Origin of the sequence: Blautia intestinihominis (genome assembly GCF_040096655.1) — a bacterium.
Classification (GTDB): Bacteria; Bacillota; Clostridia; order Lachnospirales; family Lachnospiraceae; genus Blautia_A; species Blautia_A intestinihominis.
Genome location: NZ_JBBMEI010000008.1, coordinates 12134 through 29260, shown reverse-complemented (window position 1 = coordinate 29260; position 17127 = coordinate 12134). Strand labels below are relative to the sequence as shown.

18 protein-coding genes are annotated in these 17127 nt (G+C 44.7%); all 18 read right to left on the bottom strand.

The annotated features are described in order from the left end of the window. Position 1: 1 nt before the first annotated feature. The gene (locus tag WMO75_RS04105; protein WP_022214643.1) at positions 2 to 1405 is read right to left on the bottom strand and encodes an APC family permease; all 1404 of its coding nucleotides are present in this window, start codon (positions 1403 to 1405) and stop codon (positions 2 to 4) included. Positions 1406 to 1423: 18 nt separating this feature from the next. Further along, positions 1424 to 1771, bottom strand: coding sequence for a P-II family nitrogen regulator (locus WMO75_RS04100; RefSeq protein ID WP_118252699.1), 348 nt, complete (start codon positions 1769 to 1771; stop codon positions 1424 to 1426). Beyond that, a complete protein-coding gene (locus WMO75_RS04095; protein ID WP_022214641.1) occupies positions 1768 to 2583 on the bottom strand; it encodes a helix-turn-helix domain-containing protein in 816 nt (271 codons plus the stop codon). The genes WMO75_RS04100 and WMO75_RS04095 overlap by 4 nt, the downstream gene beginning before the upstream one ends. 31 nt (positions 2584 to 2614) lie before the next feature. Next, entirely contained in the window at positions 2615 to 3748 is a 1134-nt protein-coding gene (locus WMO75_RS04090) for an ornithine cyclodeaminase family protein (RefSeq protein WP_022214640.1), read from the bottom strand. 216 nt (positions 3749 to 3964) lie between these two features. Next, positions 3965 to 5128: an NAD(P)/FAD-dependent oxidoreductase gene (locus WMO75_RS04085; RefSeq protein WP_330417654.1), complete on the bottom strand. Its 1164-nt coding sequence runs from the start codon at positions 5126 to 5128 to the stop codon at positions 3965 to 3967. Then, positions 5118 to 5450, bottom strand: a complete 333-nt coding sequence (locus WMO75_RS04080; RefSeq protein WP_303223316.1) for a (2Fe-2S)-binding protein — start codon at positions 5448 to 5450, stop codon at positions 5118 to 5120. The genes WMO75_RS04085 and WMO75_RS04080 overlap by 11 nt, the downstream gene beginning before the upstream one ends. A gap of 11 nt (positions 5451 to 5461) precedes the next feature. Beyond that, positions 5462 to 7042, bottom strand: coding sequence for an FAD-dependent oxidoreductase (locus WMO75_RS04075; protein WP_179978688.1), 1581 nt, complete (start codon positions 7040 to 7042; stop codon positions 5462 to 5464). 27 nt (positions 7043 to 7069) lie between these two features. After that, positions 7070 to 7387: a (2Fe-2S)-binding protein gene (locus tag WMO75_RS04070; protein ID WP_022214636.1), complete on the bottom strand. Its 318-nt coding sequence runs from the start codon at positions 7385 to 7387 to the stop codon at positions 7070 to 7072. Positions 7388 to 7864: 477 nt separating this feature from the next. After that, positions 7865 to 9922, bottom strand: a complete 2058-nt coding sequence (gene lysS / locus WMO75_RS04065) for a lysine--tRNA ligase (protein WP_173905895.1) — start codon at positions 9920 to 9922, stop codon at positions 7865 to 7867. 33 nt (positions 9923 to 9955) lie between these two features. Continuing rightward, positions 9956 to 10438, bottom strand: coding sequence for a transcription elongation factor GreA (gene greA / locus WMO75_RS04060; protein WP_022215319.1), 483 nt, complete (start codon positions 10436 to 10438; stop codon positions 9956 to 9958). Positions 10439 to 10629: 191 nt separating this feature from the next. Next, complete coding sequence (gene dusB, locus WMO75_RS04055; RefSeq protein WP_349077675.1) at positions 10630 to 11598, bottom strand: tRNA dihydrouridine synthase DusB; 969 nt, start codon at positions 11596 to 11598, stop codon at positions 10630 to 10632. A 9-nt stretch (positions 11599 to 11607) separates the two neighbouring features. Then, positions 11608 to 11970 carry a DUF6145 family protein gene (locus WMO75_RS04050; protein WP_022215321.1) on the bottom strand — a complete coding sequence of 121 codons (363 nt, stop codon included), beginning with the start codon at positions 11968 to 11970 and terminating at the stop codon, positions 11608 to 11610. 29 nt (positions 11971 to 11999) lie between these two features. Beyond that, entirely contained in the window at positions 12000 to 12806 is an 807-nt protein-coding gene (locus tag WMO75_RS04045; RefSeq protein ID WP_118252703.1) for a biotin--[acetyl-CoA-carboxylase] ligase, read from the bottom strand. Beyond that, positions 12803 to 13804: an ornithine carbamoyltransferase gene (gene argF, locus WMO75_RS04040; protein ID WP_227222807.1), complete on the bottom strand. Its 1002-nt coding sequence runs from the start codon at positions 13802 to 13804 to the stop codon at positions 12803 to 12805. Before argF ends, WMO75_RS04045 begins: the two co-directional genes overlap by 4 nt. A gap of 33 nt (positions 13805 to 13837) precedes the next feature. Next, positions 13838 to 14779, bottom strand: a complete 942-nt coding sequence (locus WMO75_RS04035; protein WP_022215324.1) for an SPFH domain-containing protein — start codon at positions 14777 to 14779, stop codon at positions 13838 to 13840. 1 nt (position 14780) lies between these two features. Beyond that, on the bottom strand, positions 14781 to 15221 hold the full coding sequence (locus tag WMO75_RS04030; RefSeq protein WP_022215325.1) for an NfeD family protein: 441 nt from the start codon (positions 15219 to 15221) through the stop codon (positions 14781 to 14783). A 35-nt stretch (positions 15222 to 15256) separates the two neighbouring features. Next, the gene (locus tag WMO75_RS04025; RefSeq protein ID WP_118252704.1) at positions 15257 to 16033 is read right to left on the bottom strand and encodes a TrmH family RNA methyltransferase; all 777 of its coding nucleotides are present in this window, start codon (positions 16031 to 16033) and stop codon (positions 15257 to 15259) included. A 66-nt stretch (positions 16034 to 16099) separates the two neighbouring features. Continuing rightward, the gene (gene pfkA, locus WMO75_RS04020) at positions 16100 to 17092 is read right to left on the bottom strand and encodes a 6-phosphofructokinase (RefSeq protein ID WP_022215327.1); all 993 of its coding nucleotides are present in this window, start codon (positions 17090 to 17092) and stop codon (positions 16100 to 16102) included. Positions 17093 to 17127: the final 35 nt, after the last annotated feature.

Here is a 17127-nt window from a genome sequence, read left to right as displayed (position 1 = left end):
TTTATTTCCATATTCCTTTGCTTTTCCGGACGTAATAGTAAAGATCGTTTTCCATCGCCATAACTTTTTCGAGTGGAATACTCTTGAACACTTTCATTTTCATCTTGAATTTGATCCATACAGCTGAGTAAATTCCAAGTACGATAAAGCAGCCACCTGTCAGAAGCCAGATCATCAGACGTTCATGTGGATCACTGGAGATGTTGAGGACCATATATGCGGTTCCGACGATTCCTATTACCGGAAACAGGGCACCGCATGGCACTTTGAAATTTCTCGGTGCATTTGGAAGACGTTTTCTGAAAACCAGCACATCCACATGTGCAAGTATGTACGAGATCATCCAGAATACAGAACCTGCCAGAATAAGGAAGGAGATCATATCCGCGGAACTGTCGCTCAAATATCCGAATATAAGGATTGCCGCACTTACAAACACCTGTCCAAACCACGGAACATTATGTTTGTTTGTCTTTGAAAAGATCTTCGGCATCATATTCATCTTTGCCATTCCCTGACAGATCACAGCAAGTGAGTTAACCGTGGAGTTCTGTGTACTTATTACCGCAAGCGCACCTACCAGCATCATCCAGACTTTTCCGACCTCGCCAAGTACCGCATATCCATAAAGAAGATGCGGTGCTGCTGAATCAGCAAGCTCGCCCCAGTCTACATAATTGTGGAAGCCAAGTACCATGACTGACTGCATGATAAAAATCAGAAACAGACCGATCATCATACCAAGCGGTACATTTCTCTTTGCATTTTTTACTTCTTTTGAGATCGGAATTGCATACTCTGCTCCGATAAACAGCCAGAATGCAACTGCTGTCATAGCCGCAATATCTTTAAAATCTGCATTGAGCACATAAGGCTGCTGTACTTTTACGCCTGTACCCATTCCGATCATTCCGATAAATCCCATCGCAACCAGGGAACCTACCAGCAGAAATGCAACAATATCCTGGATCTTCGCAAACATATCCACGCCGCGAAGATTCGCCAGCAGAATGATCACCGTCATAATGAGTGTGTATACAAAACTCGGAATATGACCTCCCACTACATCTGCCAGTGAAAAGGAAAAGATTGACGCTTCTACTCCACAGGACATTGTATTACAGATTATGTAGCCGCCAACCATCGATATCAGTGTCGGAAAAGGACCAAGTGCCGCAAGTGTGTACTGTGCAAGTCCACCTGTCGTGTTTGGCATAAGTGCATTGAGTTCTGACAATGATGCAACCGTAGTCATATTAAGCAGCATGGCAATTGCCATCGCAAGTATAAACGTTACTCCAAGTGTACCGGCACCATTTCCAAGTGATACCAGACAGCTGGTCGCCACAACAAGTCCGACTGAAATAGAGACTACGTTCCCCAGACCTAATTTTTTTTCATTCATAAGCAACTCCTCTTGTGTTTAAAGAGCTTTGACGCCCTCATCTCCTGTACGGACTCTGATCACATTGTCGATATCATATATGAAGATCTTGCCATCGCCGATATGCCCTGTGTAGAGTTCCTTTTTGATGATATCAACGATCTTATCTACTTTCTCCGCTTCCACTACGATATTGATCTGCTGTTTCGGAAGCAGTTCCATCACTTCATTGCGCTCAACCTCGTATTCCGGAGTTCCCATCTCAATTCCACATCCAAGCACCTGCATGACAGTTGCACCTCTTACACCAACCTTGCTGAGATTCTGGATCAGATCTGTGAGTTTTGACATTCCGGTGATCACTTCAATCTTTACTATTCCACTCATATACGGTTCCTCCCTGTAATTTCCTGCAATTTTCTATACTGCTCAATCGTTATACCTGCATAATTCTTAAATCCCTTCATCATATGCGCCTCGTCATAATATCCGCACTCAAGTGCAAGCTCATCATAACGCATATTTCCGGTTTTTAACTTTTCCAGAAGAATCTGAAATCTTATATACTGTGCAAACTGTTTTGGAGATATACTATGATAATTCTTGAATACTCTCCTGAGATAACATGCTGAATAATTCGTCTCATCTACAAGCTCATTCATACTCACACAGCCTTTTGCACGGGTGATCCTGCTTACCAGATACTCATTGATCTTTTCCTTATCTGAAAGATCAGGTCTTCCATAGACAAGGGTTTCATAAGCCTCTTTGAAGATCCTGCTTCTGTCAACAATGTTGTCGGCAAGTGCGATCTTTTCCGTAAGGTTTTCCCCAAAGATATTACCATCAATTTCCACATCGTTATTTACAAGCATGTCCATCGTCAGGTCCTTCGGAAGAATTCCCTGTCCCGGCTGAAATCTGACGCCGAAACACAGATCCGCATCTCCCAAGTTCCAGTCTTTTACACTAAATACCGTTCCACTTATATAGGTCGTAACCTTGTCACTTCCTATATTGAAAAGCAGATCAATACTTCCATCCGGGACTGCTTTCAGCTCATGTGTTTTTCCCTGTCCAAGTGAAAATTCATAAAAATGAGAAATTCCAAGCTGTGGACAGTTCAGCTTCTTGAGTTCATCGACTCCTAATTCTATGTATAACTGACGTGGATTAATGATCGTAGTATCTCTTCTCATAGTTAATCTCCTTTTTTAAAGAGAGTTATAACTAGTGAAGTTCAGGTTCGTCCCACAGATGAAGTTTTACGCCTATTCCAAGTTCCAGTGCTCTCTTGTAGACAGTTTCACCCCAGGCAATGTCTTCTACAGGCATGCCTCCAACGGAATAGATGATCCTCTGTTTGTCATTTTCTCTTCCTGCAAGCTTTCCAGTTATAACATCCGCAACATCTATTATTTCATCTCTGGTGATTTTTTTATCATGCAGAAGATCCATGAACTTACATCCTACGATCTGTACCGGGTCATAGCTTGGATATGGATACTCTTCAGCCCATGCTTCGTACAGTTTATAGTTATCTACAACCAGCTTCGTATTTTTATCAAGGTAAAAACTCTCATCAAATCTGGCTGCTGACGGCATACACACAAGAGCACCTTCCTTGATCCATTTTTCATCAATATACGGGAATAAGATCTCTTTATCTCCAACACAGGTAGTTGTGCTGATGATATCGCTGTCCCTGATGGCTTCTTCCATTGTCTCACAGACTGTGATCGTTTTGATCTGTGGAAACTCTTTCTTCACATATTCAACAAAGGAATCAATGGATCTTTGACCACGGCCTTTGATCTTTACAGTGTCGATCTTCGGGCAGACACTTATGAATGCTGCCAGTGATGTTTTTCCCATGACGCCCGGTCCTACGATCGTTACAACTTTGGAATCTTTTCTTGCAAGATATTTAGCTCCGACTCCTGGAATCGCACCTGTTCTGTATGCACTCAGAAGGTTCGCCGACATCAGTGCAAGCGGTTCTCCTGTATCTTTGTCGTTGAGCATCATCATAAGGATGGAACGTGGAAGACCTTTTTTCTTGTTTTCGGTGTTTGAACCATACCATTTCATACCTGCCATCTGGAAATTGCCTCCCAGATATGCCGGCATTGCCATGAAACGTCTGTCTTCACCATTTTTCGGCATTCCTTCGAATTCCGGATTGTCCGGGAAAGTAACCATACATCCGTGTGAGTTGTGGTTTTCACCACCCATTACGTAGTCACCTTTTTTGAGTGTGACCATCATGTCTTCCATGACTTCCACACATTTTCCCATGTCCTTGACACCGGCTTTGATCATATCCGGCTCACTTAAATATAAAAAATCAATCTTTGCACTCATTTTTTCTCCTCCATTCTATGTCTACATATGCATGTCGGAGAATCATCACCAATGAAAAAAGGCGCCAACAGATTCACTGTTGACGCCCTTGTCACGCACATATAGTAACATATTTTATTTTCGTAGTCCATATTACTAAAAAAGTTTCTCAATTATTTTTTTATGATTGTATACCTTAATCCTGTTGATTGTATTGTAAAAAACGATACAGCATCTTTATCTGCAAGGCTTAAATCTGTCATAGCGAAGTGCGCTGATATCTACGACTGTTTTTTCGCCTCTTACCATCTGGCTTAACATGAGTCCGACTGCAGGTGCAGTTCCGAATCCATGTCCTGTAAATCCACATGCAAGAATCAGTCCAGGTGCCTCCTCTACAGGGCTCAAAAATGGTACTCCATCGAAAGCTTCATCCAGCCATCCGCACCAGCTTCTTACGATCTTGGCATCACGCAGTGCCGGAATGTAACCCTGGATCGCTCGACAGCTTGCTGAAAGTGTCATTGAGTTTGTGATCATTCTGGATGGGTCTGCGATATTTGTAGACGGGTCTACCATCTCGTCGACTGTCTCCCAGCCTGAGTCTGAACCAAACACAAAGGATCCATGTTTTGTCTGATGTCCGTAAAAATCTGCCGACGCGCATCCAAACATTACATCGATCATATGTGGCTGCATTTCTGTTACAAGACATTCGTCGATCAGTCGTGTCATTGGAACATCGACTCCGACTGTTCTTGCGATCGCCCTGCTTTCATATCCCGCAACAAGGATGATCGTCTCACCTTCAAATACAGTTCCATCGTTCAGGATTACTTTTCTTACTTTTCCTTTTATCTTCTGCAGGCTTTTTACCGGTGCTTCTGTGTAGAATTTTACGCCCAGTTCAAGTGCTCTTTTATAGTATCCGAGAGTGGTTGTAAGCGGGTTTGCATGTCCGTCTGTCGGACACCAGCTTGCACCGATCACATCGTCAGAAAGATATGGGCAGATTTCTTTTACTTCTTTCTGATCGACCATTCTTACATCAAGACCTACAGATTTTGCGGAGTTTGCAAGAGCTTCCAGTTTTTTCATATGCTCCGGAGTTTTTCCCATTCTGAGATTTCCTTTCTGGGTATACTCTGTATCTACTCCGAGTTCTTCTGACAATGTCGGCCACAGATTCTGGATTCCATACATCGCATATGGAAGTTCTCTTACATCTCTTCCTGACTGACGGACACCACCGCCATTTCTTGATGAACCGCCATGTCCGATACTGTTTGTTGCCTCTAATACAATGACTGACTTTATGCCGCTTTTTGCAAGGTAATATGCTGCTGCACATCCATTTACTCCACCACCGATAATTACAACATCTGCTACATTACTCATCATCGTCACCTCCGTCTTCTGCAAGTATGCACATCTCGATTGGTCTCATTGGAGCCCGCGAACTTGCCGGAACGACTTCCGCCGGAGATACTTTTAACTCACTTGCAATGATTCCTTTTACTAATTTTCCGCAGGTCTGTCCCTGACATAATCCCATTCCGGAACGGAGATATCTGCGCATCTCTTCCAATGTAAAAATACCTTCGTGTACTGCTTTTCGGATCTGTCCTTTTGTGACTTCTTCGCATCTGCAGACCAGGAGGTTATCATCCGGTCCTTCCACAAAAGGTCCTATTTTTTTTAATTTTGCCTGAATATCAACCATGATCTAACCTCCTAAGCTTCTTTTTTATAGAATCTTGCTTTCATTACCATATCATTTGGAACTTTGATCGTAAGCAGATACGTATGATCAAATGCTGGTGCTGTTCTTATTTTTGTTACCTCTGCCTCGCATACATATTTTCCATTTCTTCCAAGTGCCACGCCTTTGTCTCCGACTTCCGGAAGTGGAAGGAATTCATATGGCATTGTGACTTCTCCATATCCTTCTTCTACATCTTCTTCCACAAGGAAAATAGACTGACCGGAGCAGGAAGCTACGCACATTCCACAGCCGATGCATTTTTTGTCCGGATCGATTGCCGGAAGAGATGTGATATTTTTTCCGATCCTGATGCAGCCTTTTTTGCAGGCATCCTGACATGGGTTGCATGGAATATTCTGCGTACACTCGATGACCGGATGAATCCCTTTCTGATGTGTCACGCCTGGAAATCTCTCGATCTCATCATCTGCCACATATCCTTTGTTCAGAAGGTTCATGGAAACGTCGATGCCTTCCTCTGTTTTTTCAACGAGTTTTCCTCTGTTCTTTGGTGCAAACATTCCCTGACGCAGAGTATCAAGCTGACCTTCCAGTTCATCAATCCTTGCATCTCTTTCTTCCTCTGTCATGTATCCAAGATAACATGCAATGGATGCGCCAGACATTCTTCCCTCGATCATAGCGGAACTTGCTTCTTCAATTCCTGAAACATCACCTGCCGCATAGATTCCCGGAACACTTGTAGCTCCGTATTTGTCGCATACCGGAACGTGTCCGCCTTTTGTATCATTCATCCTGACCTCAGCCTGTTTCAGAAGCTGTGACATTGGTGATAAACCAACTGCCAGACAAACTGTATCCACGTCGAAATGTTTTTCTGTTCCAGGAATGATCTTCCAGTCCGGACCAACCTGTCCGATCACAACGCCTGTTACGTAGTCATCTCCCTCAACTCTTATGATCGTATGGGAAAGATAGAATGGAACTCCGCATCTTGCTACTTTTGCGGCATGAACGCCATATCCACCGACTCTCGGTGCGGCATCCGCAAGTGCAACGACTTCGCATCCTGCCTGCATGAGCTGATAACTTACAACAAGTCCGACGTTTCCTGAACCAAGCATCAGAATTCTGTTTCCTGGTTTGATATGGTGAAGGTTCATCATTGTCTGTGCGGCTCCGGCTCCGATGACACCAGGTTTTGTCCAGCCTTCGAAGTTTACCATGTTTTCGCTTGCGCCTGTTGCAACAAGGACTGCATCGCCTTTGTAATGTTTTACTTTATCTCCGACTTTGACGGTTACTTCTTTCTCCGGATATAAACCAACTACTGTCGCATTTAAGACTACTTCTACTCCGTATTCCTCAGCCTCAGCAAGAAGTTCCTGTCCGATCTTGAATCCTCTTACTTTTGCTTTATGTTCTTTTGAACCGAAGAACTTGTGGATCTGTTTAAAAAGCTGTCCGCCCGGTTTTGCGTTTTCATCAAATACAATTGGTTTTAAACCTTTTTTGGCAGCTTCGATCGCTGCAGATAAACCAGCCGGACCAGCACCAATTACTATCATGTCGTATCGTTCTATCTTCATAATTCCAATCTCCCATCCGTTTATTTTTTACTCCTGCGGTGTTGCTGAAACTCCATACTGTGTCTGCACAACCATTCCTGCTTCAAGCGGCGTGATACATGTTCTGATGTTTGGCTTGCCATCTACGATCATTACACAGTCTGTACATCTTCCTATCGCACAGAACACACCTCGCGGTTCATGTGTCTTCGCCGTATATCGATGCGCCATAACCCCCGCCGCCTTCAACGCTGTAGCGATCGGCTCTCCCTCATATCCTTCCAGTAATTTTCCATCATAGCTGAATGTAACTTTTTTCCTCTTCGGTGTCTCTCCAAGTATTGGGTGATTTTCAATTCTATCCATAGTCTCATCCTCCTATAAATAAAGAAGGCGTCAACGATCTTATCGTTGACGCCTTTGTCTGTCTCAGTTCATTTACTGATTAGACTTTATCATTTAGTTGGGGATTCGTATTGTAAAAAACGATACATGTGGGATAGGGGTGATTTCTAGGTTTCCGGATGAGCAACATAATCTTTCATTTCCTCCATTAACAATGTCTGCATTATCTTGTACATATCAACCATTCCCTTTCACTGCAGCCAGATTGCCTTCAGCTTCCTCATAATATCTGTCAGCTATATATTCTGCCCACAATCCATTTTCAGTTTCCTGTAACGTCTTATACATTTCGTATTTTTAAACGAAAAATTCACCGACCCTTGAACATATTGAGTGAACAATTTAAGTAAAAAAACAAGCCCACAGCATTTGCCATGGACTTTGTCTAGAATCTGAGGGGCTGGAATTCAATCCAGCCCCTCTATATATTCTTTTATCTTAGTACAGCTTCGCACCAGCCGGGATATGGTTATCAACCATGATCAGATGAAGTTCTTCATCCTCTGAATCCTTAAGGTTGTTTACTGCTGAGAGCAGCATACCGCAGGATTCGATTCCCATCATTTTACGTGGCGGCAGATTTGTGATCGCGATCAGGGTCTTGCCTACCAGTTCTTCCGGTTCATAGTATGCATGGATTCCTGAAAGGATCGTACGGTCTGTGCCGGTTCCGTCGTCCAGTGTGAACTGAAGGAGCTTTTTGCTCTTCGGAACTGCAACACACTCTTTAACCTTCACTGCACGGAAGTCAGATTTGCTGAATGTGTCGAAATCAACATCTTCTTCAAACAGTGGCTCAACCTTTACATTGGAGAAGTTGATCTTCTCGTTTGGTGTGAAGAATCCGTTGCTGTCGTTCGCTGCTACCTCTGCAGTATCGTCTGCTTTGGATGCATTCTTGTCAGAGTCAAGGCTCTTCATTGTCGGGAACAGAAGTACGTCTCTGATTGCCTGGCTGTCTGTCAGGAGCATAACCAAGCGGTCGATTCCGTATCCGATACCACCTGTAGGCGGCATACCGATCTCCAGTGCGTTCAGGAAGTCTTCATCTGTGTGGTTTGCTTCCTCATCGCCTGCGTCAGCAAGGGCATCCTGTGCTTTGAAACGCTCTCTCTGATCGATCGGGTCGTTCAGCTCGGAGTATGCGTTGCACATTTCCCATGTGTTGATGAAAAGTTCGAAACGCTCTACCTTAGTAGGATCAGAAGGTTTCTTCTTTGTCAGCGGAGAAATCTCGATCGGGTGATCCATGATGAATGTCGGCTGGATCAGCTCTTTCTCACAGTATTCTTCGAAGAAGAGGTTGATGATATCACCTTTCTTATGACGCTCTTCATATTCAATATGATGCTCAGCAGCAAGTTTCTTAGCTGCTTCATCATCTGCTACTTCGTCAAAATCGATTCCTGCATATTTCTTGATCGCATCGTTCATGGTCAGACGCTCAAACGGCTTGCCAAGGTCGATCTCGATACCATTGTAGGAAATCTTTGTGGAACCACAAACCTTCTCAGCCAGATAACGGAACATGGACTCTGTCAGTTCCATCATTCCCTCATAATCTGTATATGCCTGATAAAGCTCCATCAGAGTGAATTCCGGGTTGTGACGGGTATCAACACCCTCGTTACGGAATACACGGCCGATCTCATAAACTCTCTCAAGACCACCAACGATCAGTCTCTTGAGGTAGAGTTCCAGAGAAATACGAAGTTTAACATCTTCGTTCAGTGCATTGTAATGTGTCTCAAACGGTCTTGCAGCGGCACCACCTGCGTTGGAAACCAGCATTGGTGTCTCAACTTCCATGAAGTCGCGTCCTGCAAGGAAGTTACGGATCTCTTTCAGGATCTGGGAACGTTTGATAAATACTTTCTTGCTGTCCTGATTCATGATAAGGTCTACATATCTCTGACGATAACGTGTATCTGTATCTGTCAGTCCGTGGAATTTCTCCGGAAGGATCTGTAAACTCTTGGATAACAGAGTCATTTTCTCTGCGTGGATAGAGATCTCACCAGTTCTTGTTCTGAAAGCAAAACCTTCCAGTCCGAAGATATCACCGATATCAGATTTCTTGAAATCTGCATAAGATTCTTCTCCGATCGCATCTCTTGCTACATAGACCTGAATATTGCCCTGCAGGTCCTGGATATTACAGAAAGAAGCTTTACCCATGACACGCTTGAACATCATACGTCCGGCGATAGCTACATGGATCGGGCTTGCATCCATGATCTCTCTTCTTTCTTCATAGTCCTTCTTGAGAACTTCTCTTGCCTGTGCTTCATCAAGACCTTCCACATCCGGAGTCTCGCGGTCCTTTAAGAGCTCTGCCTCATGTGCTTCGTAGAGTTCTTTTACCTCAAGTGAATGATGTGTCTGGTCAAATTTTGTGATCTGAAACGGGTCCTTGCCATTTGCCTGCAGGTCTGCAAGCTTTTCACGACGAACCTTCAGCAGCTGGTTTGTATCCTGCTTCTTCTGCTCTGCCACTTCTTTGGCCTCCTTCTGTCTTTTGCTTGGTTATTAGATGTTTCTCTGGATCTCCAGAACTTTGTATTTCATGATTCCCATTGGCATTTCTACTTCTACAACATCGCCTGTATGAGCACCGATCAGGGCTTTTCCTACAGGAGACTCGTTGGAGATCTTGCCTTCAAGGCTGTTAGCCTCTGTAGAACCAACGATCTTTAATTCCATATCTTCATCGAATTCATAGTCATGTACTTTGACTTTGCATCCAACATTGATTCTGTCAAGATCAACTTCATCCTCTACAACAACTTCTGCATTCTTGAGGATCTTCTCGATCTCTTCGATACGAGCCTCGATATCTCTCTGCTCGTCTTTTGCAGCATCGTACTCAGCGTTCTCGGAAAGGTCACCCTGTTCTCTCGCTTCTTTGATCTTCTCTGCTACTTCTTTTCTTTTGACAACTTTTAAATCGTGCAGTTCGTCTTCCAGTTTCTTAAGACCTGCATATGTTAATAAATTCTTCTTTTCTTCCATAATCCTTACACCCTTTCAAAATAGACGGATATTCATTGGATATATACTCCCAGAACAATCATACCTCAAAAAGGGCAGACTTATTCTAGGATATTCACAATTCCTGTATTATACCGAAATCCATATGCCTTGTCAAGCGTAAAACAGTTGTATTTCCTGGCGATTTCGGACGTTATTTACCGTTTCTCTTTTTACCTGTTTTCCAGCTCATGATCCAGCAGCTTCTCAAGTTCTTCATAGCTGCTCACCAGATTGGAATCCCGCCTCAGTCCGGCACTGTGTCTCATCCCTGATGTGTACCATGCGATATGCTTACGCATCTCACGGATTCCCGTGAATTCACCTTTCAGTTCGATCTGCATTCTTGCATGGCGGAGGATCATTTCGCGGATCTCATCCCAGGATGGCCGCGGAAGCAGTTCTCCTGTTGTAAAATAATGGTTCATCTCACGGAAGATCCATGGATTTCCTCTCACGGCACGGCCGATCATTATGCCATCGCAGCCTGTTTCTTTTACCAGGGCTTCTGCTTTCTCTGGTGAATCCACATCACCGTTTCCAATGACAGGGATCGATACAGCTTCTTTGATCCTGTGGATCGTATCCCAGTCCGCCTCACCAGCATAGTACTGCTGTCTTGTCCTTCCATGGACTGCAACTGCTGCCGCACCGGAATCTTCGATGATCTTTGCAATCTCTACAGGATCAACAGGATATCCTTCAAATCCAATACGGATCTTCGCTGTGACCGGTTTCTTTACTGCGTGAGAAACTTTGGTCATGATCTCTCGGATCAGATCCGGGTTTTTGAGAAGTGCGGAACCTTCGCCATTATTGACTACCTTCGGAACAGGGCATCCCATGTTGATGTCCAGAATGTCAAACGGCTGCTCCTCAATGCTTTTTGCAACCTCTGCCATCAGATCCGGTTCGCTTCCAAAAATCTGCATGGAAACCGGATGCTCTGCCGGATCGATCTGCATGAGAGAAATTGTATTTTTGTTATGGAAAGAAATCGCCTTCGCGCTGACCATCTCGGTACACAGAAGTCCTGCACCCTGTTCTTTGCATAACAAACGGAATGGCAGGTCTGTCACGCCTGCCATCGGAGCCAGGATAAATGGATTCTGCATTTCAACCTGGCCAATTTTCCACTGCATCTTCATAATTTACTCCTCGTTATCCACATGTTCCACAGATTCTTCCATATCTTCTCCGAGGAAAAATACACGATAGTACATCTCAAGAGATTCCAGGAGCTCTCTCTTCTCTGACTGAAGCTGTTTGATCTTCAGGACACTTCCAATTTCGTCATATCTGAAATCAGAATCCGTCGCTTCTGTCTTGAACTGCAGATTTCCGTTCTCATCAAACTCCAGTGTCAGGATTCCGCCGACATCCTCTGTATATAATACACACATGACCTGCAGTTCCTGCTTGATCGTTTCCGGAAGGGATGCAAAATCCTGATTGAAATAATATTTCTGCTCATAGGCACTTGCGCCGCAGAGCACAACATTTTCCTGATACATAAAATATATAACTCCTTATAAATAAAATATCATACGTAACTGTAAAGTCCTCTTACGGAGACTTCTCCTGAGCATACCTTTCGGATCGCGCCGTCTGAGACTTTTACCAGAAGTTCGCCCTCTCTGTCGATTCCGATTGCGATTCCTTCATACGGGTTCAGCTTGTCCAGGATACGCACCGGCTGACTTCTGTTTGCCAGCATTGCATTATAGTCATCAAGCATAAGAGACAGATCACAGGTTTTTACAAACTTCTCGTAGTTCTTCTCGAATTTCTCCATGATCAGCCCGATCACACGGTTTCTGTCGTATTTCTTTCCAGTTTCCAGATAGAGAGAAGTTGCCTTGTCTTTGAGGTCGTCCTGGATCTCCTCCAGATTTACATTGATTCCGATACCAATGATCACCTCTCGGATCTTTCCGTTTTCGAGGCCCATTTCTGTCAGGATCCCGCAGATTTTTTTGCGGGAAACGACAACATCATTCGGCCATTTGATGGAAACTTCGACATCCAGTTCCTTTACTGCCTGCGCCACGCTCAGCCCCATGACAAGTGTCAGCATGGAGGCATACTGTGGCTCAAACTCAGGTCTCAGAAGGATAGACATCATAACAGAACTTCCTTCCGGGGCTGTCCAGCGTCGTCCGAGGCGGCCCTTGCCTGCTGACTGGAATTCGGCAACTGCCAGTGTTCCATGCTCAGCACCTTCTTTGGACATACGCTTGCACCATTCATTTGTAGAATCTGTTTCTTTCGCAAAATGGACGGTTTTGCCCGCCCATTTTGTGTGTATCTCATCTGAAATTGTTTCTTTTGAATATACAGTATTTATCATTTGTTCTTCGGCTCTCCAAGAGTAGCTACCATAACTGCTTTGATCGTATGCATACGGTTCTCAGCCTCGTCAAATACATGGGACTGCTCAGATTCAAATACTTCATCTGTAACTTCCATGTCTGTCAGGTTGAAACGCTCACCCATTTCCTTACCGATCTTTGTCTTGAGGTCATGGAATGCAGGCAGGCAGTGAAGGAAGATTGCTTTTTCTCCGGCGTTTTTCATGACGTCTTTTGTTACTTTGTATGGAGTCAGTTCCCTGATACGCTCTTCCCATACTTCGTCCGGCTCACCCATGGATACCCATACATCTGTGTAGATAACATCTGCATCCTTGGTTCCTGCTTCAACATCCTCTGTCAGAGTGATGCTTCCGCCGGAAGCCTCTGCGTATGTCTTGCAAAGATCTACAAGTTCCTGATTCGGGAAGTATTTCTTTGTTGTGCATGCAACGAAATGCATTCCCAGTTTGGAGCATGCGATCATCAGTGAGTTACCCATGTTGTAACGGGCATCTCCCATGTATACAAGACGACGGCCTTTGAGATCTCCGAAATGCTCACGGATCGTCAGCATGTCAGCCAGCATCTGTGTCGGATGATATTCATTTGTCAGACCATTCCATACCGGAACTCCTGCGTATTTGGCAAGTTCTTCGACGATCTCCTGTCCGAAACCTCTGTATTCGATTCCTTCGTACATTCTTCCGAGAACTCTTGCTGTATCTGCGATGCTCTCTTTCTTGCCGATCTGAGAACCGGTCGGGTCCAGGTATGTACTGCCCATTCCAAGGTCATGAGCAGCTACTTCGAATGCACAACGTGTTCTGGTACTTGTTTTTTCGAAGATCAGGGCAATGTTTTTGCCTTTGTAATATTCATGAAGCTCTCCGGCTTTTTTCTTTGCTTTTAACTCAGCAGCCAGGTCGATCAGGTATGTGATCTCCTCCGGTGTAAAATCTTTGAGTGTCAGAAAATTACGTCCTTTTAAATTCATGATAATCTCTCCTCTTCCTCATAGTTTCTGTATTTAATTTTGTGATTTTGGTTCTTCTGTGATGATCTCCTTAAGGGAGGAAGCAAGCCCTGCCACCCCCTGGATCTCTGATGGGATGATGATCTTGGTCGCTTTGCCATCGGCTGCTTTGGCGAATGCTTCAAGGCTCTTCAGTGTGAGAACTGCCTGGTCTGCACCAGCCTCACGGATCATTCGGATTCCCTCGGCATTTGCTTTCTGAACTTTAAGCACAGCTTCTGCCTGGCCTTCGGCTTCTTTGATCATTTTTTCCTTCTGTGCTTCTGCACGGAGGATCGCAGCCTGTTTCTCTGCTTCAGCATCCAGGATTGCAGATTCCTTGTGACCTTCTGCAACAAGAATCGTGGATTTCTTCTCACCTTCTGCACGAAGGATCGCTTCTCGTCGTTCACGCTCTGCTTTCATCTGTTTCTCCATGGCTTCCTGAATGGCAGCCGGTGGAATGATGTTTTTAAGCTCTACACGGTTTACTTTGATTCCCCATGGGTCTGTCGCAACATCCAGAGAAGCACGCATCTTGGTATTGATCGTCTCACGGGATGTCAGTGTCTCGTCAAGTTCCATGTCACCGATGATATTTCGCAGTGTTGTCGCAGAAAGATTCTCGATCGCCATGATCGGATTTTCCACACCATAAGCGAATAACTTCGGATCTGTGATCTGGAAAAATACAACAGTATCGATCTGCATGGTTACGTTATCCTTGGTGATAACCGGCTGCGGTGGAAAATCTACTACCTGTTCCTTCAGATTGACACGTCTTGCAACACGGTCGATAAACGGTGTCTTAAAATGGATTCCTGTATTCCAGGTTTCCTTGTAAGCACCAAGACGCTCTACTACCATCGCATATGCCTGCGGCACGATCCGAACACAGGATGCAAGCACCCACAGAACGATCACGATAATAACAACTAAAAAAATAAGTCCGCCCATACTACAATTCCTCCTTACATTTTTTTACGATCAGTTTCACTCCTCGAACTGCTTCGATCTCTACTACTGATTCCTCCGGAATTTTCTCTCCATCGGATTCCGTTCTTGCCATCCATTCGATATCGTTGATACGAACCTGCCCTGTCTGGGACAAATTGTCGATTTTCTGAATGACGACGGCTTTCTTGCCGATCAGGCTATTCACATTTGTTCTGGGAATTCCCCGTTTCATATATCTGACAGCAAGCGGTCTGGTAAAAAACAATAATACCAGGGATACTGCCAGAAACAACAGCCACTGTGTGACAGCACCTGCGCCTGCCCCGGAAGCGATCGCTGCTGCCAGCGCACCTCCTGCAAACCAGACTGTTACCAGCCCCACCGTTGCTGCTTCTATGATCAGAAGAACTGCCAGAATCCCAAGCCACAACAAAAGATCCATAGGCCCTCCTTCCGGCTATAAAATAATACAGCCTTTTAGTTTCTGCGCTGCCTTGCCGCTTCGTACATAAGGATTCCCGCTGCCATAGCTGCGTTGAGTGATTCCACCTGTCCACACATTGGGATCCGGATCAGGCAGTCGGCCGCTTCTGCCGCCTGGTCGGTGAGACCCTTGCCTTCGTTTCCGATGAGAAATGCAGTTCCGCCTTTATAGTCTTCCCTGTCATAAGAATTTTTTCCCTGTAAATGTGCGGCAAAAAAACGGATTCCTCTGTCCTGAAGCTGCTGCTTTAATGATACCACATCTTCTACATATAAAAAAGGGATTCTGTACACAGAACCCATAGTTGCACGGATCACCTTAGGATTCGTGATATCCACACAGGTCTTTGTAAGAAAAACGCCGCTGACTCCTGCGCCTTCACCGGTTCTTATGATTGTTCCGGCGTTGCCCGGATCCTGAAGATCTTCCAGCACCATGATCAGTGGATTTTTTTCCTTCAGAAGATCCTGCATCTGGTAGGATGGCTGTCTGAGAACTGTAAGGATTCCCTGCGGAGTCTGTGTATCACACATCTGCCGGAAAACACCGTTCTCTACGGATTCCCAGGAAAATCTGCGGACTTTTTCCATGACTTCTTCGTCGTCGAGCATGGATTCTGCCACATAGATCTTGTCGATCAGATTCTCCGGTGCTTCCAGAAACATCTTTCTGCCTTCTGCGACAAAAAGTTTCTGTTCTCGTCTTGCCTTCGCCTTCTGATTTAATTTTATGATATTTTTGACCTGTGTATTCTGTGCACTGGTAATCATAATTTCTCCTTTAATCTGAAACGGAGACCGCCTGACGGTGGCCTCCGCTGTAAAATACACGTTATATTATTTCTTATTGTAATTATGAGAAAGAGAATTACATACCTCCCACATGTACGGAGATACGTCTTTCTGCATGGCAAGAGCTTCGTTGATGTCGAAGTCCATAAATTCACCATGACGATATCCTACAACTCGACAGGATTTGCCTGCAACCAGAAGGTCTACTGCAAGAGCTCCCATCATAGATGCATATACACGGTCTTTACATGTCGGGTTACCACCACGCTGCATGTGTCCAAGAATTGTAGCACGAGTCTCGATACCTGTTGCAGCCTCGATACGTCTTGCCATTGCCTCAGAATGTCCGATACCCTCAGCATTAACGATGATGTGATGTTTCTTTCCTGCTTTACGGCTTGCGATGATGTTGTTGATCAGTTTCTGCTCGTCGTAGTCGTATTTCTCAGGGATCAGAACGTCCTCTGCACCGTTTGCGATACCGCACCACATAGCAAGGTATCCTGCATTACGTCCCATAACCTCGATGATACTGCATCTCTCATGAGAAGTAGAAGTATCACGAACTTTGTCGATTGCTTCCATAGCTGTGTTAACTGCTGTATCGAATCCGATTGTATACTCTGTACAAGCGATATCCAGGTCAATTGTACCAGGAACACCGATAGTGTTGATACCAAGATTAGCCAGCTTCTGTGCACCTGCAAAAGAACCGTCTCCACCGATAACTACCAGTCCATCGATTCCATGTTTCTTACAGATCTCAGCACCTCTCTGCTGTCCTTCCGGTGTACGGAACTCTGCACATCTTGCTGTGTAAAGAATTGTACCGCCTCGTTCGATTGTATCAGATACGTCTCTGGCAGTCATATCAACGATTTCTTCATTCAGAAGACCGTTGTATCCTTTATAAATACCTTTGACATTAAGTCCGCTGCTGAGACCTCTTCTTACAACTGCACGAATTGCAGCGTTCATTCCTGGAGCATCACCACCACTTGTGAGTACGCCGATGGTTTTTATCTGTTTCTCTGCCATGATTCTTTCCTCCATCTCCAGATTCCCATATAATA